The organism is Brucella sp. RRSP16 (genome assembly GCF_052246815.1).
Classification (GTDB): Bacteria; Pseudomonadota; Alphaproteobacteria; order Rhizobiales; family Rhizobiaceae; genus Brucella; species Brucella intermedia.
Genome location: NZ_JBQQAM010000005.1, coordinates 136,986 through 159,075, shown reverse-complemented (window position 1 = coordinate 159,075; position 22,090 = coordinate 136,986). Strand labels below are relative to the sequence as shown.

The following is a 22,090-nucleotide window of genomic DNA, read 5'->3' as shown; positions in this document are numbered from 1 at the left end:
GGCTGCCACCTGCAGCCCTTCGATCAGGCTGCGGGACGTCCCGCGGCAAAATCCCAGAAGCGGCCCGGGGCGGCTTCGATCAACGAGCGCGTATAGTCGTGGGAAGGATTGCCGAGCACGTCCGCGGCGTTACCCTGCTCCACAACCTGACCGTGCTTCATTACCAGCACTTCATCGCAAATCTGTGCCGCAACACGCAGGTCATGCGTGATGAAAATAATCGCGATACCGGTATCCTTCTGCAATTCAGCCAGAAGATCGAGAACCTGCGCCTGCACGGACACATCGAGCGCAGACACGGCTTCATCAGCGACGAGAATGTCCGGGCGAAGAGCGACGGCGCGCGCAATCGCGATGCGCTGGCGCTGCCCGCCCGAAAACTGATGCGGATATCTCTTCAGCGCATCTTCCGGCAATGAAACGATCTTGAGCAGACGCCTCGCTTCAGTGACCGCATCCTCATAGGGAACGCCATAGTTCAGCGGCCCTTCGGTCAGGCTCTGTTCGATGGTCCAACGAGGATTGAGCGAGCGAAACGGGTCCTGAAAGACTACCTGAAGTTTTTTTCGGAACGGCTTCATGTCGCGTTTTCCAAGGTGGGCAATGTCGCGTCCGCCCACGACGATTTCTCCCTCCGTCGGCTCGATCAGACGCATGATCGAACGCGCCACAGTGGTTTTGCCTGAACCCGATTCGCCAACAATGCCCAGCGTTCGCCCCGGCTGGAGATCGAAGCTGACCGCGCGCGATGCCTTGACGCCTGGCTTCCTGCTGAAAAGCCCGCCGCTTCGATAAGTCATACCGAGATCACGCACCCGGATGACGGCTTCCCGCTCTTCCTTTCCGCGTGCAGGGCGAGGGATGAGACTTGGAACGGAGCCAAGCAGATCCTTCGTGTATTGCTGTTGAGGTTCAGACAAAACCTGACGAATAGTGCCACGCTCCACGATTTCGCCACTGCGCATGACGCAGACCCGGTCCGCGATTTCGGCAACGACGCCCATATCATGCGTGATGAACAGCACAGCTGTTCCGTGCTTTTCCTGTAGTTCGGCGATCAGGGACAGAATCTGCTTCTGTGTCGTTACGTCGAGCGCTGTGGTCGGCTCATCTGCAATCAGAACCACGGGCTCCAGGATTAGCGCCATGGCAATCATGATGCGCTGGCGCTGGCCGCCCGACAACTGATGCGGATAGCTTTGGTAGATGCGTTCCACGTCCGGCAGATGGACCTGCTCCATGATATTGATGACTTTGGCACGCTTGGCGGCAGCCGAAAGCCCGGTATGGATATCCAGAACTTCCGTGATCTGCTCTCCGACCCGCATCACAGGATTGAGCGCGGTCATCGGCTCCTGAAAGATCATCGAGATGCGCGTGGCACGCATCTGCTTCATATCAGCCGGCGATAGTTGCAGCAGGTCCCGCCCGTCGAGGCGGATTGCACCACCCGTCACGCGCAGTGCATTTTGCGGCAAAAGCCCCATGGCCGTGAGGGATGTGACGGATTTTCCCGACCCCGATTCACCTACGAGACAGACGGTTTCGCCTTTTCGAATATCGAAGCTCACGCCGCGAAGTACAGGCGTGCCTGCGGGAAGTGCCACGGCAAGATTATCCACTTCCAAAACGACAGGCTCTGCCGAAAAGTCGCGATTTCGCAGTTCCATGTCAGCCCTCCCGCTTTTTCAGGCGCGGATCGAGTGTGTCGCGTGCCGCATCGCCCAGAAGGTTGATAGAAAGGACGCATAGCGTCAGCAAAAGTCCCGGCCAGAGCACGATCGACGGCTTGATGCGAAAGAACTGGCGCCCTTCCGCCATGATGTTCCCCCAGGTCGGTATCTCGGTGCTGATGCCAGCTCCAAGGAAGGAAAGGATTGCTTCGGTAAGGATCGCCGATGCAACGATATATGTGCCCTGCACGATCAGCGGTGCCATTGTGTTCGGCAGAAGATGTCGGAACAGGATTTTCGGCGTGCTGGAACCGAGCGCCAAGGCGGCCTCGACATAAGGCTCCTCTCTGGCACTGAGAATGACTGAACGGACCAGACGCACCACCCGGGGAATTTCCGGAATCGTGATCGCCACGATCACCGAACCAATGGAGGGTCCATTAAGCGCGACCAGCGCAATGGCGATCAGGATCGAGGGCATCGCCATCAGCGCATCCATCATGCGCATGATGATCGCATCGGCAGTACGGAAGAAACCGGCGATAAGACCGATGAATACACCGACCATTATCGAGGAAGCCGCCGCGAAAAGCCCGATGAGGAGGGAAATGCGCCCCCCGAGGATCATACGCGAGAAAAGGTCCCGACCGTAATTGTCCGTGCCAAGCAGATATTCGTCTGAAGGTGGCTTGAGACGCATCATCGGGTTCATGGCCAGCGGATCATGGGGTGCGATCCACGGAGAGATCAGAGTGAGAATAATGATTGCGGCGAGAAGCAAGGCAGCAATCAGCGGTCCGATGCCAACGCGGGCGACGCGCGGTAGCGAAAACAGGCGAAGCATCCAGTGCATGCCAGCCGATGTCGATTCTGTGCGCATCAATAACGAATCCTCGGGTCGAACAATGTGTATGAGAGATCGATCACCAGATTGACGAACACATAGAGTGCACTCGTCAGCAAGATCATGGCCTGAATTACCGGATAATCGCGGGCAAGCACCGCATCCACCGTCAGGCGGCCGATACCGGGTATGTTGAAGATGCTTTCCGTGACCACGACGCCGGAGATCAGCAGCGCGAAGCCCGTCCCCACAATGGTAACGACAGGCACGGCCGCGTTCTTCAAAGCATGCACGAACAGAAGACGGCGATCACTCACACCTTTGGCACGCGCGGTCCGGATATAATCCTCGCCCAGAACGTCCAGCATCGCTGCGCGAGTCATGCGGGCGATAAGTGCGATATAGATGGAAGCCAGTGTCAGTGCAGGCAGGATTGCCCGTTCCATGAAGGCGCCCAAACCCGCCGAGATCGGTTTGAACCCCTGTACCGGCAGCCAGCCCAGATTGACGGAAAAGACCAGCAACAGCACATAGCCGACCAGAAAAACCGGGACGGAGAAGCCGAGGACGGAAAAGCTCATTACCAGATAGTCGATCCATGAGCGGTGCCGCCATGCAGCAAGTACACCCATCGGTATCGCAACAAGGATCGCAATGATGATGGTCAGGACAGCGATCGAAATCGTCGGTCCGATGCGCTGCGAAACCATATCAAGAACAGGCACGCCCGAAATCAACGAAACACCAAGATCGCCCTGAAAGATCTTCCCCATCCATGTGAAATATTGCGTCAGGATCGGTTCATTAAGGCCCATGGCCTCACGAATACGCTCCAATTGCTCTGTCGTCGCGGCATCCCCCGCGAGAATTGCAGCCGGATCGCCCGGCGTCAGTCTCAGGAGGAGGAATACGAAAATCGATACCAGCAACAACACCGGCACCAGCGCAAAAATGCGTTTTATGAGATAGACAGCCATATGCACGCCCCGCGTGATGCGGAACCGGCTGAAAAAACCAGCTCCGCGGTGGACTGGGAGTTATCGCGCCCAAAACAGATGGGCACGATAACGGCGGGCAAAGTTACTCTTCGTTCTTCTTCACGTTCCAGAAGACCGGCACGGGCGAACCAAGCATCTCAACGATATTGGCACGACGTCCCTGAGGCGGGTTGTATTCGCCGAGCGGAATGTAGAGCACATTCTCAAGCGTGTGCGCCTGGATCTTCTCGACCACAGCTTTCTGATCTTCAGGCGTCTGGGCTGAAATATACTCTTTCTTCAACGCTTCGATCTTGTCATCCTGCGGCCAGCCGAACCAGCCTTGATCGCCACGGCCGTTCAACATGACCGAGTTCAGCGGCGTCCAAATTTCCGGTATCTGCCAGTTCGTGAAGAAGATATTCCATCCACCCTTGGACGGTTCGTCCTTGGACGCACGGCGGCCGACCAGCGTTTGCCAATCCATCGGCTGCATGTCGACGTTAAACCCGGCGGCTCTCAATTGTTGCGCGGCAACAACAGGCTGCGGCGACAGGCTGGTAACATCCGTCGGCTGCATCAGCACAACCCGCTTGCCGTCATAACCTGCCTTCTGCAACAGCGCCTTCGCTTCTTCGATATTGCCCTGCCCTATGATGCTCTCGGAGCCGACATTAGTGGCATTGGGCGTTCCGCAACCAAAAATCGCCCCACAAACCTTGTAATAGTTCGGATCAGCCATCAGAGCGGCAAGCACCGGCTCCTGCGACATGGCGAGAAAAGCTGCGCGGCGGATATCGGGATTGTCGAAAGGGGGATGCTTGAAGTTGAGACGGCCCATCGTCTGGTATCCCAGCGGATCTCGCTGCTCCAGCACAACACTGTCGTCACCTTCGAGCAATGGAACGAGATCAACCGGAACCTGCTCGATATAGTCGATCTCGCCGCTGGTCAGGGCATTTACGGCTGTCTGCGCATCGGTCATCGTCACCCAGCGAACCTTGTCGACATTGACGACCTTGCCGCCAGCCATCCAGTTTGCCGGTTCCTTGCGCGGAACATAATCTTCATTCTTGACGTAGCTCACGCCGACGCCGGGCTGGAACTCACCCGGCACGAATTTGAACGGCCCGGAACCTATATGTTCGGTGATGGCTGTATCGGCTGGCGTCGCCGCGATACGCGCGGGCATGATGAAAGGAGGCAGAGCCGCCTGCTTGGCCAGGGTATCGAGGAAGGGCGCAAACGGCTCTTTCAGGGTCCAGACAAGGGTTTTGTCATCAGTCGCCTTAAGCGAATCTGTGATGTCCATGATAAGCTGGCCACCAGCATCGCGCTTGGACCAGCGTTCCAGTGAAGCCACGGCATCAGCAGCCGTGACGGGCGCTCCATCGTGGAATTTCAGACCGTCGCGCAGCGTGAAAGTATAGACCTTCTTGTCGTCTGAAACGGTCCAGTCGGCCATCTGCGGCTGAGGCTTGAAGTTCTCGTCTACGGCGATCAACACGTCATAGATCATATAGGCATGATCGCGGGTGATATGCGCAGTCGTGATTATCGGATCGAGGATGCGCAAATCCGAATGCATTACGGCAGTGAGTGTGGTTTCCGCCCATGCGTTGCCAGCGCCCAGAGCAAACAGGGAAGCGGCAAGGCCAAATTTAAGCCTGCGAAGAACGGGGCCAGGTTCAGGAGATTTGAAAAACTGCATCTGCTTGGGTTCCTCTGAAGGTTGTTTTTGTTTTTATTTGAATTCCAGTCCGAGCGGCTCCAGCCGTATGCCCGAACGCAAATTTTTCCATGATAGTCTGGCCGGGCTGAGCGGCATCGCGCCCGGTGCGGTGCAGACCAGGAGTTGTTCGGCAATGGGTGCAAAGTCTGCACGAAAATGTACCGAGCTCTTATTGACGAGAATGGCTTCCTTTTCCGGCTCGATACCCACCATGCGATAAAGCGCACGATCCGCCATCTGGGCGAGATTGGTGGTGACGACGATCCGTGTGCCGCCCACACGCAGGCATGCTGACGGCCCCATGTTCAGCCAGGTTCCACCGTAGTAGGGTCCTGTCGCATGAGCCTTGCCGTCCGAAAGCTTTTCCACGGTAAACAGGGCCTTGAACGGCGCGTCGCCCTCAATCCCCGACTTACCGCCGAGCGCGATTTCCACCGCCGCTCCCTCTCCGGCCTGATGTGCAATCCTTGCCGCTTCCGGGTCGTGAATGCACCCGATGGAAGCCCGCTCCGCACCACAGGCCACGAGTGCACGAAGCATCCCGGTCGTATCGGAACTGCCACCTGCTCCCGGATTATCCTGAGTATCTGCGATGATGATCGGTCGGCGTGCGTCTCGCGCCAGCTCAATCGCCTTCGCCACTCCCTCCTCTGGCTGATAAGCCGTGCCCGCAAAGGAGGGTTCGGCAGCGGCCAATGCGGCAATGATCGCGTTTGCGTGGGCCTCAACGGCCGTCCGATCCCAACCATAGGCGAAAACGGACGGACCGCATTCGGCAAAGTCTGCTGCCGGAAAGCCCATGAACAAGGATGCCGTCAACACATTCTCAGGCAGCTCCGCCGTCAGGGCATAAAGGCCTTTAGCCGGCTCCTCATCCGTGCATTGCCAGGCAATCGGGATTAGGTAATCACCCTGCCGCATTGCCTTGTGCCAGCCCTTCGGCTTGTCCATCAAGGCTTGCAACGCTTGTGCCGCCCGGTAGCCGGTTTCGGCCATATCAACATGAGGATAGGTACGAAAACCTACCATCACGTCGCAATGTTCGAACATCCTTCGCGTGATATTTCCGTGGAGGTCGAGGGCGACAGCTATCGGTTCGGTCGGGCGAACCGCCCGCACACGCTCAAGCAGCTCCCCCTCGCCATCGTCGACATGCGCGGCGACCATAGCACCATGCAAGTCGATGAATATCCCGTCGAGCCGGCCGCAATCCCTGAGCTCTTCGACAATTTCTGAAACGATGGTTTCATAGGCATCCCGGGTGACCGGGGCGGACGGAATAGCACCGGCCCACAAAATGGGAACGACTTCCCACCCAGCTTCGCGAGCGAAATCCAGCGCACCGGCAATACCGAGATTTACATTCCGCGCATTTTGAAGAACCGCCTCGCCGCGAGAGAGCGGAATATATCCGCCTCCCTGGACAAACGCCGCCATATCGGCTGGCGCCGAAGCGAAGGTGTTCGTTTCATGCAAGAAGCCAGCCACAGCCACGCGCTTGAGCACGAGCATACTCCCATCTAACGATTTATCCCCAGAGCGAAAACGTGTATCTGTCAGCGATACATCTATATTGTTTTTATGATAGGAACCAATTTTGCTCCTTGTCAATCTATGAATGGCGACTAAAGCTTGGACCCATGAACCAATTTCGCGACCTGACCGGATTGTCCACTTTCGACCCTGACGAAGCGGATGAATTCAAAGACGACCCCTTGTTTCTACGTTCGGTTGCGCGCACGGTCGCTGTGCTGTCCGCCTTCCAGAGCGCTCGACACCCCTTATCCCTTACGCAGATAGCGACCGCATCGGGACTTGATCGCAGCGCGACGCAGCGCATCGTCAATTCGCTTATGAAACTCGGCATGGTTGCGCGGGACCCGGAGGATCGCGGCTATCTTCCCGGCTTACGAATTCTGGATATGACACATGATTTTCTGCGGCTGAACCCGATGCTCCAGCGAGCCAATCCGGTTATGCTGGAACTGCGCCGAAGGGTGCGCGAACGCGTGGATCTATCGCTTTTCGATGATGTACGGCTGGTCTATGCCCTGCGTATGCCGTCAAAACACGAAGTTTTCAGCGCAACCATCGTTGGCAATGCGGTTCCGACTTACTGCACGGCGGGCGGCATCGCAGTCCTGTCGCGCCTGCCGGACGACCGAATTGCGGATATCGTAAACCGTTCCGACCTCACCCCGTTCACGCCCTATACCATCACCGATCTTGCCGGCGTAATGGAACAGGTCGATGCCACGCGCAGACGGGGACACTCCGTTCTCTGCCGTCAGTTGCTGGCCCACGAAATAGCAATCGGCGCGCCGGTTACCGATGCAAAGGGCGTGCCCATCGGAGCAATCCATATCGCTGGCAATCTACAGGAATGGTCGGTAGAAAGCTTCAGCGACAATTTTGGCCCCTTGATTGAAAATGCCGCCCGTACGGTTTCCGAGCGTCCCAGGCCTTTCGACGCCAGAAACGCACCCATCGTCTAATCCGGCTTCGACGATTTCCCGGTTTCGGCCATAACCTTTCGACGTGACCGCTTGAACTGATCTCCCCTCGCTTCATCTCGTGAAGCTGTCAGAGACAGGTTACCGAGTACCGAGATTTTCGACCATCAGCGGTCGATTAGTGGCTAAAGGTGAAATCGCTCGAATTCGCGCCCTTCCAGCCCAGTTTCGACGCGTTGCATTTTTCATTGATTGTTTCACCATGCCCTGCAAGAGCACATTCTGCAACGAAAACGTCTTTTTGCCCGGAACTGACGCAGCCAGCTGCGAGTGCCACCACAGAAACGAGTAAAAATCCTCGGACGACCTTCATCATATTGTAAAACTCTTGTTATCTATTTTGAACGCGGAACAGGTAAGTTGAATTTCGACAATTTATTGCCGAAATATTATTCACGTTCATTGTTGTTGACGATTTATACAAAATATGTGAGTGTTTACTCGCATTGTCTACTCGCATTAGGAAAATCGAGGATATGAGCAAGTTCAGCGCCACAACTCCCAGAAAATCGGCCTCGCAAGAGAGGTCACGGATGACTGTCGAGGCGATATTGGATGCCACTGCTCGCGTTTTGGTGCGCGAAGGATACGCTCGAACCAGCACAAATCGCGTCGCCGCCGTGGCAGGCGTGAGTATTGGATCGCTCTATCAGTATTTTCCCAACAAGGAGTCGCTTGTGGCTGCGCTCGTCGCCAGACATAATCGTGAAATTCTGGCTCTGTTGGGAAACGCGATGCAGGCATGCGCCTCAGACGACCTGAACAGCGCCATGCGGGAGCTCATTCGCGCGATGATCGCTGCACACCGGGTCGACCCGGATCTCCACCGCATCTTCAAGGAAGAAGTGCCCAGAATTGGAAAACTCGCCGAGGTGGAAGCCATCCGAAAGGATACGCTGGATTTGGTTCGGCATTATCTCGAAAAATGCAAGGACGACATTCAGCTCAAAGATCTGGATACGGCTGCATTCATCTGCGTGACTACCGTGGAGACATTGACCCATGCCATCGTTCTCAATGACTGCGGCCACTCCCTTTCCGATGAAGCGGATATTGTGGAACATATCACCCGGATGGTTGCGGGATATCTCGGCACCGCACCCCAGCCTATCCGCGCTATTTTGAAAGAAGCAGCCTGATCTCAATGGTACAAGGCGCGCTTGAACCGAGTGCTGCCGTGAACTGTAATGGCTGCCTCGCCATGAGAGAGTTCGGTCCCCAGTCTATGCGTCTGCCTCGCCGAAGTGGCCGATCGCAGTTTTCCGCACGCGATCAAACTCAGCCTCGGTTCGCAGCCTTTTCTGTACTTACGAGATGGCCGGGCTGGAACGCCACCCGGGCGGTCGTGATTGGGCCCAGCGCGTTCCAGGTCGTGCGGTGCATGATCAGCAATGCCTGCCCCGGTTCGGTCTGCAGCAATCTGGCATCGCGGCGATTGGCATTTTCGGCTGAAAATGTCAGGTCAGCTCTCAAATAAGGCGCGTTGCGCACCAGCCATTCATTGGCATTCAGTTGCCAGAAGTCGGCCTTTTCAAGTTCTGGTGACGCGCGCAGATTGACCCAGCGGTCCTCCAGCTGGAAGGGCTGGCCATTGCCGTAATGCACAGCCTTCATATGAACGAGAATTTCCCCTTCCGGAAGACCGAGCCGCGCCGCAACCTCTGCCGGGATCGGACTTTTCCGCTGCGCCACGACGCGATAACTGTAGACCATGCCGGCCTGTTCAACCTGTTCACGCACAATCGAGATTGAGACTGTCGCCTTGCGCACCGGATCAATCGCGATACGAGTACCGGCTCGGCGGCGGCGGTCCAACAATCCTTCGTCAGCCAGCAGCTGCAATGCCTTGTTGACGGTCGCTCGCGCGGCGTCAAACTCGATCGCAAGATCGGCCTCGTCCGGAATTCGGTCGCCCTGACGCCATTCAAGTTCAACGATGCGGCGCCGCACTTCGCTGGCAATTTTCTGTGCTTTTGGAGACGTTGAGCCCAGATGGCCGCCAGATCGCTTGTCGATCACATGCACTCCTGCAATCCGCCGATAGAAATCAGGTAATCAGCGATCATACGATCATGGTCAAGATGCATGCCATTTCGCACCCCATGACGCCTCACAGCCCGGACGTCGCTGGCTAGCCTGTTTGGCATCGAATTTACGTCCTGCAGCCGTCGCTCCTGCATCAATCCCCAGGACACACAGCAGCAACTCAACATGCTCAGCGCCGAACGATACATGTCCATTCCGACTTTCGCAATACGAACACCCACGCCGTGTCCGCCAGTTTACCGCATCGATAAGTTTAAACATATAAAGAAATAAGTTTAGACATATACATTTTTTTATGATTAGCTCACAAAAAATAGCGAGGCTTTCGGGAGCAAGCCCAGATGCAGATTTTGAAGCATGCCACCGCGCGTATGGAGGGAAAGCAGAGGAGCTGTCTCCCTGCAGAACGTACTTCCATCATTATCGAAGACGATCGAATCGAACGGATCGAACGGATCGAAATCCCGGGCCGGGAGTGGAAAATATGAGCGGCCCGCTGACGGGAATCCGGGTGCTCGATCTGTCCCGCGTTCTCGCGGGGCCGTATTGCACGGCACTGCTCGCCGATCTGGGGGCGGTAATCATCAAGCTGGAACCGCTTTCGGGTGACGACTATCGACATGTCGGGCCGTTCAAGGATGGTGAAAGTGCCTTGTTCACGCTCAACAATCGCGGCAAAAAAAGCATAGCACTCGATCTTAAAAACCAGGCTGACCTTGAACTGGCGCGGACGCTCGCGGCCCGCGTGGATGTAGTCGTGGAAAATTTCCGCCCGGGCGTTGCCGCCCGGCTTGGACTTGGCGCAGCTGCCTTGCGCGAAGCCAATCGCCGGCTCATCTATTGTTCCATTTCCGGTTTCGGGCAGGAGGGGCCGTTCAGGGACCTTCCAGCCTATGACCTGGTGGTGCAGGCCATGTCCGGCCTGATGACAGCTACCGGCGAAGAGGGCGGCGCGCCACTGAAAACCGGCGAAAGCATCGCCGATCTGATCGCGGGCCTGTTTGCCAGCTGGTCGATTATGGCCGCACTGGTTCAGCGCAATGCGACGGGGCATGGCGCGACGCTCGATGTTGCCATGTATGACGCGCTGTTTTCGATGTTGACCACCAGTCACGCCCAGCATTTCTACAGCGGCGTTCTGCCAAGCCGTGTTGGCAACCGACATCCGATATCCACGCCTTTCGGCTGTTTCAACACAAGTGACGGAGAGGTGGTAATCGCAGTGCTGAACGGAGGGCAGTTCGGAAAACTGGCAAAACTCATGGGCAAACCGGAGATTGCGGACGATCCGCGTTTTGCCAGCGACAGCAGCCGTACCGAACACGAACCGGCACTCAAGGCATTCATCGAGGAATGGTCGGGCAGCATGACCACTGAAGACGCGGTGACGGCGCTCGCAGCGGAAGGCCTGCCCGCCGCGCCAATCTGGAACATCGCACAGGCCGCCGACAATGAACATGCGGCTGCGCGCGGCCTTGTTACCCAGCTCGCCCATTCGGTTCTGGGTCAGGTGCCAGTGGTTGGACAGCCAGTTCGTTTCGATGGACACAAGCCCGTCGCTGCGACCGCCGCACCACGACTTGGCGGCGACATCGCCACGGTGTTGAAGGAATTCGGACTGAAGGAGCGCGCATGACGCAGATCAATGATCCCTGGCATATGCTGGCCGAAGAAGAGAGCATGTTCTGCGATGTGCTGGAGCGGATATGTGCTGACAAGATTGCGCCGCTGGCGGCAGAAACCGACGAGACATCGCGCTTTGTCGACCGGCAGATCGCCACACTCGGCGAAGCGGGCATGATGGGAGCCAACTTGCCGGAAGCCTATGGCGGCAGCGCCATTTCCGCGCCCGCTCTGCTGCGAGCCGTGTCAATCGTGGCGGCCGCCTGTGGGTCCACAGCCTCGGCACTGACAGCGCATTATCTGGCAACCGATTCCATCCTGATCGGCGGCACGAAGGCCCAGAAACAGGAGTGGTTACCAAAAGCTGCCAGCGGCGAAGCGCTCGCCGCCTTCGCGCTCACCGAGCCGACGGCTGGTTCCGATCCTGCGGACATGAAGACACGTGCCAAGCGAATAGAGGGCGGCTGGCATCTCAAAGGCACAAAGTGCTTTATTTCGAACGGCGGTGTGGCCGACTTCATTGTGGTTTATGCAGTCACTGATCCTGAAAAGGCGCATCGAGGCATTTCTGCTTTCATTCTGCCGAAGGATACGCCTGGTTTCGAGGCGGGCCCGGCGGAAAAGACAATGGGCCTCAAAGGCGGCCATGTCTTCACGCTCAATCTGGACTGCACACTTCCCGAACATGCTTTGCTCGGTGAAGAGGGCAAGGGCTTTCGCACTGCCATGCAGGTGCTCGACAATGGCCGCATTGAAGTGGCCGCCCAATGTCTCGGCCTTGCTGGCGCAGCGATGAATGCTGCCATCGCCTATGCGAAAGAACGCATCATCGGCGGCATGCCGCTGTCCGAGCGGCAGGGCATCCGATGGATGATCGCCGATATGGCCCTTGCATATCATTCTGCACTTTTGCTGTCGCAGGAAGCCTCGCGCCAGCGCGATCTGGCGCATCACCAGGGTGGACGCTTCTCGCTGGCAGCATCCATGGCCAAGCTCGGCGCTTCCGAAGCAGCCGGGAAAATAGCCGATATAGCGCTGCAAATACACGGCGGTTACGGTTACACGCGTGATTTCCCCATAGAGCGGATCAATCGCGACCTGCGCATCATGCGTATCTATGAGGGGTCCAGCGAAATCCAGCGCATGATCATCTCCGGCAATATGCTGGCCTGACGGGTTCGGTTATCATCCCGCTCGACTTTTCTGTGAGCGGCCATATCCGGCGCCGCGTGAAATGTGCTTAATAACGTTCTGTAGGGCGAACATCGCCACGCAGTTTATCTGGGAGAAAATAAAATGACGTTTTCGGGAACATTGAAATCCGCCCTCCTCGGTATCGCCGTGCTGGGCTTGACCATGCCTGCAATGGCCGATCAGCTGTCGGATATCAAGGCCAAGGGCAAGATCGAAACAGCTACCGATATGCACTATGCGCCGTTCGACATGCTGACCAATGGCACGTATGAAGGCATGACGAAGGATCTCTTCGACGGCGTCGCCAAGGAACTCGGCGCAGAGCCGGTTTACCAGGATATTCCGTGGACTGCGGAACTTCCCGGTCTCGAGGTCAAGAAGTTCGATATCGTGATCGCGCCCGTCACCATCACCCCCGAGCGTCTCGAACGCTACGCCTTCAGCCTGCCGATCGCCGACGCCACGGTGGCGCTGGTGCACGCTGCCAGCAACACCGAACTGAAGAAGCCCGAGGATATCAAGGGCAAGACCGTCGGCGTCCAGCAGGGCACCGCGCAGTTCAAGCAGTTGCAGGCTTTCGGGGAAAGCCTGGGCGGCGTCAACGTCAAGGAATACGGCACCACCGACGAGGCTTATGCCGACCTGGCGGCCGGACGTCTGGATGCCGTCGCCGGCTCCTTGCCCAACCTCACATATCTGGTGAAGACACGGCCGGAAACCTTCGCGATGTCCGACAAGCCGACCTTTGGCAACCCGACCTACTTCGCCTGGGTCGCTCGCAAGGACGCCGACAGTGCAAGCTTCATCAAGGCCGTGAATGACGCTATCCTCAAGATGACGGATGATGGCCGCATCAAGACCATTCAGGAGAAGTGGCTGGGCACCTATACCGAACTGCCTCGCGAAGTTCCGACCAAGTGATACGACATGCGGGCAGGAGCAATCCTGCCCGCCACCAAACGGAGCAGCGATGTTTTCCACCTCGACCTTCCTGGCCAGTTTCGGGCCGCTCTTCTGGGCGGCGCGTTTCACGCTGCTGATATCCCTGCTGGGCATCGGACTGGGACTGGTGATCGGCGCGCTGATCTGCGCGGCGGCACTTTCCCGCAGAGTCTGGCTGCGCAGGTTTGCTGCACTCTGGGTTAGTTTCCTGCGCGGGGTGCCGCTGCTGGTGCAGCTTCTGCTTTGCTATTATCTTCTGCCCGTCATCGGCATCAATGTTCCCGCGCTGGTCGCCGCCGTGGTTACGGTCGGCATCTGTTCAAGCGCCTATGTTTCGGAAATCTGGCGCGGTGCGATCATCGCCCTGCCGCCGGGACAGGCAGAAGCCGCATCCGCCATCGGCATGGGGCCGCGCGATATCTGGACCCGGATCATCCTGCCGCAGGCGGCCAGGCTTTCACTGCCTGCCCTTGTCAATGAGATGATCCTGCTGGTCAAGGCTTCGTCGCTGGTTTCCGTGGTTGGCATACTGGAAGTCACACGCGCCAGCCAGGCACAGGCGGCAACCACTTTCCGTCCTCTGGAAGTGTATGTTGCAGCCGCGTGCATCTATCTGCTCATCAATCTCTGCCTCGCCGCACTGGGGCGCTATCTCGAACACAGGATGAGCGCCACATGAGCCTGACGATCCTGCAACAATATTGGCCTATCCTGTCGAACGGCTTTGCGCTGACGATCCTGTGTTGGGCGCTGGGCACTCTCTTTGGCATGGCGCTGGGTCTTGTCATTGCGCTCGTGCAGCGCTACGGGCCGCGCCCGGTGTCCTGGCTGATCCAGGCCTATATCGAGATCATTCGCGGCACGCCCTTTCTGGTGCAGCTCTTCGTCCTCTATTATGGCGGCCCGCTGATCGGATTGCGGCTCGAGGCGCTGACTGCGGGGCTTGTAGGCCTGACGGTTTACGGCAGCCCCTATTTCGCCGAAATCTTCCGCGCCGGCTTCCTCGCCGTGCCGGCGGGACAGCTTGAGGCCGCCCGAGCCATCGGCATGTCGGAACCGACCATCGTGCGTCGGATTCTCCTGCCGCTCGGCCTCGTCTCGGCCCTGCCCGCACTGGTCAATTTCTCGATCATTCTGACCAAGGAAACAGTGATTCTGTCGATCATCACGGTGCCTGAACTCATGTATTCAGTGCAGCGCATGTCCACGGAAACCTTCCGCTATCTCGAAGCAAATCTCGTGCTGGCGCTGTTTTTCTGGGCACTGGTCGAGACAATCTCACGCGCCGGCCGCTGGCTGGAGGCGCGCATAACGAAACATCTGGTTGAAAGGACGTAAGATGCTCGCCGCGTCATCCGTCGAGATCCGCAAGGTCAACAAATTCTACGGCCCCTTTCACGCGCTGAAAGATGTGAACCTGTCTATCCTGCCTGGCAAGGTCACCTGTCTGATCGGGCCGTCGGGCTCGGGCAAGTCCACGCTGCTGCGCTGCATCAATTTTCTGGAGGAATATGATTCCGGCGAGATCAGCATCGATGGGCAGATGATCGGCTATGTCAGCCCCGGCGGTCGCAAGATGCCGGGCAGCAAATTGCGGGAGATGCGCCGCTCCATCGGCATGGTGTTCCAGCAGTTCAATCTGTGGCCGCACATGACCGCGCTCCAGAATGTCGCCGAGGGGCTGCTGCGCGTACGTGGCCTGCCGAGGGCGGAAGCAGAGGCGCGCGCTGCCGAGGCATTGAAAAAAGTGGGACTGTCTGACAAGACCGCCAGCTTCCCTTCCCGCCTGTCCGGCGGCCAGCAGCAGCGGGTGGCCATCGCCCGGGCTATCGCCATGGAGCCGCGGCTAATGTTATTCGATGAGCCTACATCGGCGCTCGATCCTGAACTGGTTGGTGAAGTGCTGAGCGTGATGAAGACGCTTGCTGCTGAAGGCATGACCATGGTCGTGGTAACCCATGAAATGGGATTTGCGGCCCATGTCGCCGATCAGGTGGCCTTCATGGAAAAGGGCGAACTGGTGGGCGTGGACGCTCCTGCCAAAATTCTGCATCAACCTCAAGACGCCCGTATCCAGAGCTTCCTGCGCACCTATCACGAACGTAACAGCTTCTGATCTCGGTTCGTGCATCTGAGAGGCGCGGCCTGACTGCGATGCGCGTGTCGAACGAAATTACCGTTCGACACGCGCTCCCGCACCAGTTCATACGCGAATGGTGAAACCATCGCTCCCGAGGACGTCTAGCTCCCTGTCTGTTCGTCAGGAGCGCTGACGGGTTTGGATTCCGGCGAACCTTTTTCGCGCAGGAAGATGGAGAGGACTACAAGGACTGCCGTGGATAGGAATTCCGACTGCCAGTTCTGGAAGGATTCAAACCATAATTCGGCATCCAGCAAATATTGCAGGTAACCGGTCGAAGCGGCTCCGTGGCGGGCCATATCCATTTCCGAGGCACGAGCACTGCCGAACCAGTGCAGCAAAAAGCTGGCAATAAACAGCCCGAACAGCGTCAGCCCCAGCGAATGCGAATAAAGAAAAGACGGTTGCCCGATCCGCTCCTTCTCCGGCTTTTCCTCGTCCGGGTCACGCGATTCCGCCGAACCGCGCTGAAAGAGCCATGCTGTCAGCACGACATAGACCCCCATCTGCAAAAACTCGCTCTCCCAGTTTTCAAAAAGGGCCGAGAGAAATTGTCCGCTTATCAAATATTGGAGGAGGGGCAGAGGAGCCTCTCCGTGTTTTGCAAGCTCTTCGTTGTAGCTTGCAAAGCCTGCCGCTGCCATGCCGAGGATCGATATGCCGAACAAGATGGCGAGCGCAATCGTCAATCCGTTGTCTCTGAGAAACGAACGCATTCCATTCCTCCATTGGACTAACGGTCCTGCTGCAAGCCCTGGTGTGTCGTATTGATCCTGGTGTTGGCCTGCTGGCCTTGTTTTCCGGATTTGTTATCCTGGGGCGACAGGTTGCTTTTCAGCGGAACATGTTTCTGTTCGCCGGGGCCTTTTCCGCTGCGGTTGCCTTTGGGTACAGGGGGAAGCTTTGTGCTCATTGTCTATCTCCTTCGATAGACCTAACTGCGGAGCATCAAGTCTTGTTCCTCAAAGCAAAATGAACCGCCTGCCGCGTTCTTGCAGATGCGCCGCATATCCAAGCGAAATGGACGCAGACATTCGCCGGTTCAGCCAGAGGCTTCACTTCTTGGTCGCGGGATTGTGCGTATGGTGGATGTCCCTTTCTCCGCCACCGCCGGAGACCTTGCTGCGGCGGCCTTTGGTTTCCCCATCGGCTGGCGGTTTGGTAATCTTCAGATCGTTTTTTGCATTTTCATGAGCGGCTCCGGGGCCGCCCTGTCGGATCGTGTTTGGAGATTTCGTTGACGTAGACATGTTTATGAACTGCGATCAGGCCCCTCGCCCATGGTTCAGTCGGGTGGATCGGTCTGCAGGGAATGCGGTGGGCTCTGCCCATTGTCCGCAGCCGGACCAATGCCACGCAGAAGCGCCCCCGCCACCAGCAGGAGCACTATTCCGATAACAATCATGAAAACGGTTCTCATCGACATCACCGCAATAAAGCGCCTCCAGTGCTCTGCACCCTTGGGCCCGCATCGGCCGCGCGCGCCGGGTCGGTTTTGACGTTGCCGCCGGATGCCTGGCCCTCGTTGGAAGCAATCTCGCGCTGCTTGTCAGCCCTGAACGCAAAATTGCAGTTCGCCGTCTGATCAGCCATTGGGCTTCTCCTTTGCTTGAGGTTTCCCCTTTCTAACAATGTTCGCAGAAGGGTGTTCCCCAAACTTTTTATTTTTCGAAGCCCTGTCGAATAAAGCGACAAGACGTTCGAGGATTAACAGCAGGGGCTATCTGAATAGAGATCGAAAATTCCAAGTTCAGAAAGCGGAACAATCCCGAGTTGCCTTTGTTACAACGCGGTGGGGCTGAAAACGGAGGAAGATAGATGAACATTCCAGCTATTCTATTGGCAAGCGCACTCGTAATTGTTCCGACTGTCGGCAGTGCTCAGGATGCGACGACGACGCCGAACACGCCATCCACCAATGCGCCTGCGCCCAACGCCAATGCCCCTACTTCCGCTACGCCGACGACGCATGACGACAAGGCGCCCGATGCAGGCCAGAACAGCTTCACCGAAGAGCAGGCCACCGAACGCTTTACCAAAGCCGGCTATACCGGAATTTCCAATCTCAAGCTGAACGACAAGGGATTGTGGGAAGCGTCAGCCATGAAGGGAGCCGAGACCGTCATGGTAACGCTTGATGCGGACGGCAACGTAACGGCGCACTCCATGTGAGTGCCAGTTCGGCAGAAGCATGCCGGAACTCAATCGTCAGCAGCTCTTTCTTGGCACTCGCGGCAGAGGAATTTGCCGCGAGTACGCGACGAAACAACATCCTTATCAAGGGCGACCGGGCTGGCAGCTCAGGCCCGGCTGCAAGAGCACGGCCCTTGCAGCCAATGGAGGTAAAAATGGAATATCGGGACAAAAATGTTTTCACCGAATGGAAAGAAACGCCGGACAGCGGCGTAAAGGTCCAGACCGATTACCAATGCTATGCCTTCCTGCTCATTCCTTCACCGGGAGACGACAATGAGCTTGCTCCCAAGCATGGAACGGCTCTGGTTTCCGCCCGCTCCGAGGCCGATGCGAGAGTAGTCGCCAGCCAGGGTGAGACGGAGGCCTTCCGGGGACAGGTAGCAATAGGGGATACCGACCTTACGACTAACGATTTCAGTGCATTTCGCAACGAGAAATCCTATCAGGTGCATCGCGTCAGTGACGAGCCGATAGACACGCCACGAGGCGTTATCACTATGGAACGTAACGGCTCCAATGACTGAATCAGCATTGCTGCTTTTGCCGGGCGGGGGCTCGCGATCCGCATTGCATTCGGCATTGCCTTATTGAGCGCCGCACGCGGTGATCGCGAGACCTTCCCGCTTATTCGTTGAGCTTCTTTGCCATTTCGAGATGATGCTCCAGCGCGGGCCGAGTCGCATTGGCCCAGGCCCGCAGGTCGGCATTCTCGCCGCCTTCGCCATATCGCTTGAACAGATCGACAGCGTCTTCGTGCACCTCTTCCTGATCGCTTCGATACTGCTTCGTGAAATCCTCGCCTTCGAGCCCCTTCAGCTTGTCCAGCATTTCCTGATGATCATCGGAAAGCGCGGTCGGGGCCTTCACCGAGTTCACTTTCGTGCTCAGGAGCGCTTTCAGTTCCTCGCTGGTCTTTTGATGATCGGCGATCATTTGCTGAGCAAAGCTCTTGGTGGTTGGATCGGCCTTTGCAAGCGCGAGTTTACTCGATTCAATCTCGAACATGTCGCCGCTTCCGCTCAGTGTCACGAAATCCTGAGTGGACGGCGCTGATCCGACGAGAGAATTGATCCCTGTCTTCTCGCTCGTCGACTGGGCAGATACCGGAGCCGACATGAGAAGAATTGCCGAGAAGGCAAGCAATACTGTTTTCATGATCCTGTTTCCTTTCCCTTGAAAGAAATTCGAACCCACGCCGGAGAATTATGTTCCGGCCCCATCGCGCGCAGGCAATCGAGTGGAAGCTTCATGGGTTCTCAAAGATAGCGAACGAGCAAATCCGCCTGTTCCCGCAGGGTTTTTGCGGCGTCCTGCGGCGTTTCGGTGTCGAGCATAGCGCTGATTGCTGCTTCCAGTATCAGCATATTGCGGGCTCGTAGGTAGCGAAGGCGCGCCTTTTCGGCGATGATATCCAATTCGCGCGTGGCTTTAGCACCCATCGTGAAATTCCTTGAAAAGAACGCTCATTCCTGCGGAGAGGCGTGCAAGGCGGCCCGAAGGCCGCCCTGTCTGTTTGCCGGTGTCCAGAGCATTTACTGTTCCAAAACCGGCTTTCCGCTTTGGGGAACTCATGCTCTAGCGACCGCGACGGTTGTCGTAATCATCGTCCCGGCGCTCCTCCCAACCCCTGCGGGCAGCTTCCGCATGGCCGCGAGAGTCGCCGAACCAACCGCCATGACCCCGACCGCCGCCCGAGCGACGATCATCGTCCCGGCTCGAATATCCACGGTCACCGTCGCGGCTGGAATATCTGCGACGGTCGTCATAATCCTGGTCGCGTCGCTCGTCCCATCCGCGCCGTGCGGCTTCCGCGTGGCCGCGGGAATCGCCATGCCAACCCCGTCCGCGGTCATCGTCGTCATATCTGGAACGGCGATCATCGTAGTCGTCTTCGCGGCTGGAATAGCGGCGCCGGTCATCATAGTCACGATCGTCCCGACGCTCGTCCCATCCGCGACGGGCAGCTTCAGCATGGCCGCGGGAATCCCCGAACCAGCCTCCGTGGCCGCGGCCCCGGTCGTCGTCGTCATAACGGCTGGAACGGCGGTCGTCGTCATCCCGGCGACTGCTGGCATATCTGCGGCGATCATCTCCGCCCCGACCCCGGTCGTCATCGCTTACGAAACGGCCCTGATCGTCACGTTCTGGCATATTGCGTGGCATTTCATCCTCCAATTGTTGTGAGTTTTCGCGCCCCAAGGCGCATGAGCCCCGCCAAGGGCTCATCTCCGGCTGCGTTCTCCAGCCGCGAGTTTCAAATTTCAGGCAGTACCCTTTGACGAAGCCGATGTTGCTGAACGGATTTTGATGTTGTTCTGAACATCAACAACGCCGGCGCACATTTCTGCGCATTCTTCTGCTCTGCGCTTGTCCTGACGATTTCCAACCTGCCCCTGCAGGGTCACTTCGCCCTTCTTGACCGTCACCTCTATATCGGATGCATCGAGTTCCGCATCTTCCATCAATGCGTCCGATACGTCCTCCTTGATGCGGTCATCGGAGCGTGTGTATCCCTTCGGTCCTTTTCCCCGATGCTGGCCGCCTGAAGCGTAGCTGCTTCGGGATTGGCCTTCCGTCCGCTGACGGTACCGGTCACTTTCCCGCTCGCGGTTTGGCTCTCGCCGGGAAGCATATCGTTCGTCATTGTCGTCGGAGTAGCGTCCCCGGGCATAATCGCTAGAGTAGCGGTCATCATAGCCTCGGTAGTCGCCTCCCCGCGCTTCATAATCGCGCTCCCGGTAGGGTTCGTTGTAGTAATCGTCACGATCTTCGTTCTGATATCGACCTGGCATGAGATTGCTCCTCTTCACAGTCGTGATGACAGCACTCCGAACCGCACTCGACCGGGTTTGTTCCTGAAGCAATTTGATTTAATGAAGAGCGAGCCGCACCCATGGATATCAGCGCGTTATTTGGATAGAGACGCAGGACCGACGGTGTGGGGACGCGAACAACGATCCCCGAGATCGGCTACGGTAAAACCAAACCGTTGAAACGATGCACTGGAAAATGGAGAAATCACTTGGCGGTCGGTCGTCAATCCATGCCTCCCCTCAATGCGCTGGTTGCCTTCGACAGCGCGCCCGGCTTGGCAGCTTCTCGCGCGCCGGTCTGGAACTCGGCCTCACCCAGAGCGCCGTCAGCCGCCAGATCGGCAAGCTGGAAGCGTTCATCGGCTCTAAACTGTTCAACCGCCTGCCCGCAGGTGTGCAGCTGACTGCCATCGGCGAAAGCTACGCTTCCGAAGTGAGCCGTCTCCTGGGTGACCTCAGCGCCGTCACCGATGGCCTTCGTGCATGGATCGGGCCCCGACAGATCACCATCGCCTGCTCGCGCGGGATCGCCGACCAATGGTTCCTGTCGCGGATCGGCAAGCTGAAAGCCGATATCCCCGGCATCGAAATACGGCTGCGCGTAACGGATGACGTCGCACATTTGCGATTGGACGAGTTCGATCTTGCCCTGTTCTACCGCAAGGAACGGCCCATCGGAGTCAATCTGACGGTGCTGGGTCGGGAGGAAGTGGTGCCGGTTTCGGCACCCGGCGCTCCCGGCATCATGGAGCAGGAAGCACCGGTTCTGCTGGCGATCGAGGATACAATGCGCGAATGGCAGGGTTGGCCGGAATGGTGGCACGATGCCAGGCTGTCGCCCCCGCCCGGTGCTCTGGAATGGCGGCTCGGGGATTATGGCCTTTGCGTCGCCGCCGCAGCACAGGGGATCGGCATTACGCTCGGCTGGACATGGCTGATCCGGGAACAGCTCGCCAGCGGAACACTGGTGGCCGCCCATGACCATATGATGCGGTCGGACGCCTATTTCTATCTGATGCGGCCTGCTGATCGCCACCAGCGGAAAATCGTGCGCGAGGTCTCGGAGTGGCTGATCGCCAGCAACGGAACCGATCCGATCACATAAAGATGATCGGATCTCCGGCTCCGCTTCATTCCTGCGGAAGCGCGGAGCGGCGACGCGAAACCAGGCGAAAACGGATGTAACCGATAACGGTAATGATGAGCCAGGCTACCTGCGAGATGAAGGAACCGAGGTTGAAATTCCAGGCGAGTGAATAAATCAGGGCGACCCCGCCCAGAACATTCAGCAACGGAATGACCGGATCGTCGACGGTAAAAATACGCAATTGAATCAGCGCGTAGCCCAAAAGGTAGAAGAACGCGCCCACCAAGCCGATAACATCCGGCAAACCCAT

Annotated in this window: 28 protein-coding genes; 12 read left to right on the top strand and 16 right to left on the bottom strand. The window is 57.6% G+C overall.

What is annotated here, in order from left to right:
- Window positions 1-23: 23 nt before the first annotated feature.
- The 5 genes from ACS5UA_RS10015 to ACS5UA_RS09995 all read right to left on the bottom strand — a co-directional run bounded on the left by ACS5UA_RS10015 (window position 24) and on the right by ACS5UA_RS09995 (window position 6,738).
- Entirely contained in the window at window positions 24-1,670 is a 1,647-nt protein-coding gene (locus ACS5UA_RS10015) for an ABC transporter ATP-binding protein (RefSeq protein WP_021585340.1), read from the bottom strand.
- Window position 1,671: 1 nt separating this feature from the next.
- Window positions 1,672-2,517: an ABC transporter permease gene (locus ACS5UA_RS10010; RefSeq protein WP_376780813.1), complete on the bottom strand. Its 846-nt coding sequence runs from the start codon at window positions 2,515-2,517 to the stop codon at window positions 1,672-1,674.
- A gap of 35 nt (window positions 2,518-2,552) precedes the next feature.
- Window positions 2,553-3,494 carry an ABC transporter permease gene (locus ACS5UA_RS10005; RefSeq protein WP_021585342.1) on the bottom strand — a complete coding sequence of 314 codons (942 nt, stop codon included), beginning with the start codon at window positions 3,492-3,494 and terminating at the stop codon, window positions 2,553-2,555.
- Between the two features lie 103 nt (window positions 3,495-3,597).
- On the bottom strand, window positions 3,598-5,205 hold the full coding sequence (locus tag ACS5UA_RS10000; RefSeq protein ID WP_021585343.1) for an ABC transporter substrate-binding protein: 1,608 nt from the start codon (window positions 5,203-5,205) through the stop codon (window positions 3,598-3,600).
- 33 nt (window positions 5,206-5,238) lie between these two features.
- On the bottom strand, window positions 5,239-6,738 hold the full coding sequence (locus ACS5UA_RS09995; RefSeq protein WP_021585344.1) for a M81 family metallopeptidase: 1,500 nt from the start codon (window positions 6,736-6,738) through the stop codon (window positions 5,239-5,241).
- A 128-nt stretch (window positions 6,739-6,866) separates the two neighbouring features.
- Between ACS5UA_RS09995 and ACS5UA_RS09990 the strand changes: the two genes are divergently transcribed.
- Window positions 6,867-7,721: an IclR family transcriptional regulator gene (locus tag ACS5UA_RS09990; protein WP_021585345.1), complete on the top strand. Its 855-nt coding sequence runs from the start codon at window positions 6,867-6,869 to the stop codon at window positions 7,719-7,721.
- Between the two features lie 136 nt (window positions 7,722-7,857).
- On the opposite strand, the gene ACS5UA_RS09985 is transcribed toward ACS5UA_RS09990, so the two are convergent.
- Complete coding sequence (locus ACS5UA_RS09985; RefSeq protein WP_156368245.1) at window positions 7,858-8,055, bottom strand: hypothetical protein; 198 nt, start codon at window positions 8,053-8,055, stop codon at window positions 7,858-7,860.
- Window positions 8,056-8,215: 160 nt separating this feature from the next.
- Here ACS5UA_RS09985 and ACS5UA_RS09980 point away from each other — a divergent pair, with 160 nt between their 5' ends.
- A complete protein-coding gene (locus ACS5UA_RS09980) occupies window positions 8,216-8,878 on the top strand; it encodes a TetR/AcrR family transcriptional regulator (RefSeq protein WP_036592426.1) in 663 nt (220 codons plus the stop codon).
- 139 nt (window positions 8,879-9,017) lie between these two features.
- Here ACS5UA_RS09980 and ACS5UA_RS09975 read toward each other — a convergent pair whose 3' ends face one another.
- On the bottom strand, window positions 9,018-9,758 hold the full coding sequence (locus tag ACS5UA_RS09975; RefSeq protein ID WP_443101286.1) for a GntR family transcriptional regulator: 741 nt from the start codon (window positions 9,756-9,758) through the stop codon (window positions 9,018-9,020).
- 511 nt (window positions 9,759-10,269) lie between these two features.
- On the opposite strand from ACS5UA_RS09975, the gene ACS5UA_RS09970 reads away from it, so the two are divergent.
- The 6 genes from ACS5UA_RS09970 (at window position 10,270) to ACS5UA_RS09945 (ending at window position 15,660) form a co-directional block, all read left to right on the top strand.
- Window positions 10,270-11,421, top strand: coding sequence for a CaiB/BaiF CoA transferase family protein (locus ACS5UA_RS09970; protein ID WP_443101285.1), 1,152 nt, complete (start codon window positions 10,270-10,272; stop codon window positions 11,419-11,421).
- On the top strand, window positions 11,418-12,581 hold the full coding sequence (locus ACS5UA_RS09965) for an acyl-CoA dehydrogenase family protein (protein ID WP_021585350.1): 1,164 nt from the start codon (window positions 11,418-11,420) through the stop codon (window positions 12,579-12,581). Before ACS5UA_RS09970 ends, ACS5UA_RS09965 begins: the two co-directional genes overlap by 4 nt.
- 123 nt (window positions 12,582-12,704) lie before the next feature.
- A complete protein-coding gene (locus ACS5UA_RS09960; RefSeq protein WP_443101284.1) occupies window positions 12,705-13,523 on the top strand; it encodes a transporter substrate-binding domain-containing protein in 819 nt (272 codons plus the stop codon).
- A gap of 49 nt (window positions 13,524-13,572) precedes the next feature.
- Window positions 13,573-14,223 carry an amino acid ABC transporter permease gene (locus ACS5UA_RS09955; protein WP_021585352.1) on the top strand — a complete coding sequence of 217 codons (651 nt, stop codon included), beginning with the start codon at window positions 13,573-13,575 and terminating at the stop codon, window positions 14,221-14,223.
- Window positions 14,220-14,882: an amino acid ABC transporter permease gene (locus ACS5UA_RS09950; protein WP_021585353.1), complete on the top strand. Its 663-nt coding sequence runs from the start codon at window positions 14,220-14,222 to the stop codon at window positions 14,880-14,882. Before ACS5UA_RS09955 ends, ACS5UA_RS09950 begins: the two co-directional genes overlap by 4 nt.
- Before the next feature lies 1 nt (window position 14,883).
- Window positions 14,884-15,660, top strand: coding sequence for an amino acid ABC transporter ATP-binding protein (locus ACS5UA_RS09945; protein ID WP_443101304.1), 777 nt, complete (start codon window positions 14,884-14,886; stop codon window positions 15,658-15,660).
- 125 nt (window positions 15,661-15,785) lie between these two features.
- On the opposite strand, the gene ACS5UA_RS09940 is transcribed toward ACS5UA_RS09945, so the two are convergent.
- The 5 genes from ACS5UA_RS09940 to ACS5UA_RS09920 form a co-directional block, all read right to left on the bottom strand.
- Entirely contained in the window at window positions 15,786-16,400 is a 615-nt protein-coding gene (locus ACS5UA_RS09940; RefSeq protein WP_021585355.1) for a DUF6766 family protein, read from the bottom strand.
- 17 nt (window positions 16,401-16,417) lie between these two features.
- Window positions 16,418-16,597 (bottom strand): hypothetical protein, encoded by a 180-nt coding sequence (locus ACS5UA_RS09935; protein WP_021585356.1) that lies wholly within the window; start codon window positions 16,595-16,597, stop codon window positions 16,418-16,420.
- A 142-nt stretch (window positions 16,598-16,739) separates the two neighbouring features.
- Window positions 16,740-16,934 (bottom strand): hypothetical protein, encoded by a 195-nt coding sequence (locus ACS5UA_RS09930; protein ID WP_006473205.1) that lies wholly within the window; start codon window positions 16,932-16,934, stop codon window positions 16,740-16,742.
- A gap of 35 nt (window positions 16,935-16,969) precedes the next feature.
- Window positions 16,970-17,104 (bottom strand): hypothetical protein, encoded by a 135-nt coding sequence (locus ACS5UA_RS09925; protein ID WP_266017190.1) that lies wholly within the window; start codon window positions 17,102-17,104, stop codon window positions 16,970-16,972.
- 5 nt (window positions 17,105-17,109) lie between these two features.
- Complete coding sequence (locus ACS5UA_RS09920) at window positions 17,110-17,277, bottom strand: general stress protein (RefSeq protein WP_176056272.1); 168 nt, start codon at window positions 17,275-17,277, stop codon at window positions 17,110-17,112.
- A 225-nt stretch (window positions 17,278-17,502) separates the two neighbouring features.
- On the opposite strand from ACS5UA_RS09920, the gene ACS5UA_RS09915 reads away from it, so the two are divergent.
- The gene (locus ACS5UA_RS09915) at window positions 17,503-17,856 is read left to right on the top strand and encodes a hypothetical protein (protein WP_021585359.1); all 354 of its coding nucleotides are present in this window, start codon (window positions 17,503-17,505) and stop codon (window positions 17,854-17,856) included.
- A gap of 176 nt (window positions 17,857-18,032) precedes the next feature.
- The gene (locus ACS5UA_RS09910) at window positions 18,033-18,404 is read left to right on the top strand and encodes a hypothetical protein (RefSeq protein ID WP_021585360.1); all 372 of its coding nucleotides are present in this window, start codon (window positions 18,033-18,035) and stop codon (window positions 18,402-18,404) included.
- Window positions 18,405-18,504: 100 nt separating this feature from the next.
- Here the strand turns inward: ACS5UA_RS09910 and ACS5UA_RS09905 are convergent, their stop codons facing one another.
- Window positions 18,505-19,035, bottom strand: coding sequence for a DUF4142 domain-containing protein (locus ACS5UA_RS09905; protein ID WP_021585361.1), 531 nt, complete (start codon window positions 19,033-19,035; stop codon window positions 18,505-18,507).
- Window positions 19,036-19,136: 101 nt separating this feature from the next.
- Window positions 19,137-19,319, bottom strand: a complete 183-nt coding sequence (locus tag ACS5UA_RS09900; protein ID WP_021585362.1) for a hypothetical protein — start codon at window positions 19,317-19,319, stop codon at window positions 19,137-19,139.
- 205 nt (window positions 19,320-19,524) lie between these two features.
- Here ACS5UA_RS09900 and ACS5UA_RS09895 point away from each other — a divergent pair, with 205 nt between their 5' ends.
- Window positions 19,525-20,064 (top strand): hypothetical protein, encoded by a 540-nt coding sequence (locus ACS5UA_RS09895; RefSeq protein ID WP_156368246.1) that lies wholly within the window; start codon window positions 19,525-19,527, stop codon window positions 20,062-20,064.
- A gap of 77 nt (window positions 20,065-20,141) precedes the next feature.
- Here ACS5UA_RS09895 and ACS5UA_RS09890 read toward each other — a convergent pair whose 3' ends face one another.
- Complete coding sequence (locus ACS5UA_RS09890; protein WP_082465593.1) at window positions 20,142-20,672, bottom strand: BON domain-containing protein; 531 nt, start codon at window positions 20,670-20,672, stop codon at window positions 20,142-20,144.
- 217 nt (window positions 20,673-20,889) lie between these two features.
- Here ACS5UA_RS09890 and ACS5UA_RS09885 point away from each other — a divergent pair, with 217 nt between their 5' ends.
- Window positions 20,890-21,798, top strand: a complete 909-nt coding sequence (locus ACS5UA_RS09885) for a LysR family transcriptional regulator (RefSeq protein ID WP_443101283.1) — start codon at window positions 20,890-20,892, stop codon at window positions 21,796-21,798.
- Window positions 21,799-21,823: 25 nt separating this feature from the next.
- On the opposite strand, the gene ACS5UA_RS09880 is transcribed toward ACS5UA_RS09885, so the two are convergent.
- The gene (locus ACS5UA_RS09880; protein WP_021585368.1) at window positions 21,824-22,090 is read right to left on the bottom strand and encodes a CBU_0592 family membrane protein; all 267 of its coding nucleotides are present in this window, start codon (window positions 22,088-22,090) and stop codon (window positions 21,824-21,826) included.

Bases quoted from the DNA above. Each gene is read 5' to 3' on its own strand.
- ACS5UA_RS10015 (WP_021585340.1), bottom strand. From the start codon at position 1,670: ATGGAACTGCGAAATCGCGACTTTTCGGCAGAGCCTGTCGTTTTGGAA.
- ACS5UA_RS10010 (WP_376780813.1), bottom strand. From the start codon at position 2,517: ATGCTTCGCCTGTTTTCGCTACCGCGCGTCGCCCGCGTTGGCATCGGA.
- ACS5UA_RS10005 (WP_021585342.1), bottom strand. From the start codon at position 3,494: ATGGCTGTCTATCTCATAAAACGCATTTTTGCGCTGGTGCCGGTGTTG.
- ACS5UA_RS10000 (WP_021585343.1), bottom strand. From the start codon at position 5,205: ATGCAGTTTTTCAAATCTCCTGAACCTGGCCCCGTTCTTCGCAGGCTT.
- ACS5UA_RS09995 (WP_021585344.1), bottom strand. From the start codon at position 6,738: ATGCTCGTGCTCAAGCGCGTGGCTGTGGCTGGCTTCTTGCATGAAACG.
- ACS5UA_RS09990 (WP_021585345.1), top strand. From the start codon at position 6,867: ATGAACCAATTTCGCGACCTGACCGGATTGTCCACTTTCGACCCTGAC.
- ACS5UA_RS09985 (WP_156368245.1), bottom strand. From the start codon at position 8,055: ATGATGAAGGTCGTCCGAGGATTTTTACTCGTTTCTGTGGTGGCACTC.
- ACS5UA_RS09980 (WP_036592426.1), top strand. From the start codon at position 8,216: ATGAGCAAGTTCAGCGCCACAACTCCCAGAAAATCGGCCTCGCAAGAG.
- ACS5UA_RS09970 (WP_443101285.1), top strand. From the start codon at position 10,270: ATGAGCGGCCCGCTGACGGGAATCCGGGTGCTCGATCTGTCCCGCGTT.
- ACS5UA_RS09965 (WP_021585350.1), top strand. From the start codon at position 11,418: ATGACGCAGATCAATGATCCCTGGCATATGCTGGCCGAAGAAGAGAGC.
- ACS5UA_RS09960 (WP_443101284.1), top strand. From the start codon at position 12,705: ATGACGTTTTCGGGAACATTGAAATCCGCCCTCCTCGGTATCGCCGTG.
- ACS5UA_RS09955 (WP_021585352.1), top strand. From the start codon at position 13,573: ATGTTTTCCACCTCGACCTTCCTGGCCAGTTTCGGGCCGCTCTTCTGG.
- ACS5UA_RS09950 (WP_021585353.1), top strand. From the start codon at position 14,220: ATGAGCCTGACGATCCTGCAACAATATTGGCCTATCCTGTCGAACGGC.
- ACS5UA_RS09945 (WP_443101304.1), top strand. From the start codon at position 14,884: ATGCTCGCCGCGTCATCCGTCGAGATCCGCAAGGTCAACAAATTCTAC.
- ACS5UA_RS09940 (WP_021585355.1), bottom strand. From the start codon at position 16,400: ATGCGTTCGTTTCTCAGAGACAACGGATTGACGATTGCGCTCGCCATC.
- ACS5UA_RS09935 (WP_021585356.1), bottom strand. From the start codon at position 16,597: ATGAGCACAAAGCTTCCCCCTGTACCCAAAGGCAACCGCAGCGGAAAA.
- ACS5UA_RS09930 (WP_006473205.1), bottom strand. From the start codon at position 16,934: ATGTCTACGTCAACGAAATCTCCAAACACGATCCGACAGGGCGGCCCC.
- ACS5UA_RS09925 (WP_266017190.1), bottom strand. From the start codon at position 17,104: ATGAGAACCGTTTTCATGATTGTTATCGGAATAGTGCTCCTGCTGGTG.
- ACS5UA_RS09920 (WP_176056272.1), bottom strand. From the start codon at position 17,277: ATGGCTGATCAGACGGCGAACTGCAATTTTGCGTTCAGGGCTGACAAG.
- ACS5UA_RS09915 (WP_021585359.1), top strand. From the start codon at position 17,503: ATGAACATTCCAGCTATTCTATTGGCAAGCGCACTCGTAATTGTTCCG.
- ACS5UA_RS09910 (WP_021585360.1), top strand. From the start codon at position 18,033: ATGGAATATCGGGACAAAAATGTTTTCACCGAATGGAAAGAAACGCCG.
- ACS5UA_RS09905 (WP_021585361.1), bottom strand. From the start codon at position 19,035: ATGAAAACAGTATTGCTTGCCTTCTCGGCAATTCTTCTCATGTCGGCT.
- ACS5UA_RS09900 (WP_021585362.1), bottom strand. From the start codon at position 19,319: ATGGGTGCTAAAGCCACGCGCGAATTGGATATCATCGCCGAAAAGGCG.
- ACS5UA_RS09895 (WP_156368246.1), top strand. From the start codon at position 19,525: ATGGCCGCGAGAGTCGCCGAACCAACCGCCATGACCCCGACCGCCGCC.
- ACS5UA_RS09890 (WP_082465593.1), bottom strand. From the start codon at position 20,672: ATGCCAGGTCGATATCAGAACGAAGATCGTGACGATTACTACAACGAA.
- ACS5UA_RS09885 (WP_443101283.1), top strand. From the start codon at position 20,890: ATGGAGAAATCACTTGGCGGTCGGTCGTCAATCCATGCCTCCCCTCAA.
- ACS5UA_RS09880 (WP_021585368.1), bottom strand. From the start codon at position 22,090: ATGGGTTTGCCGGATGTTATCGGCTTGGTGGGCGCGTTCTTCTACCTT.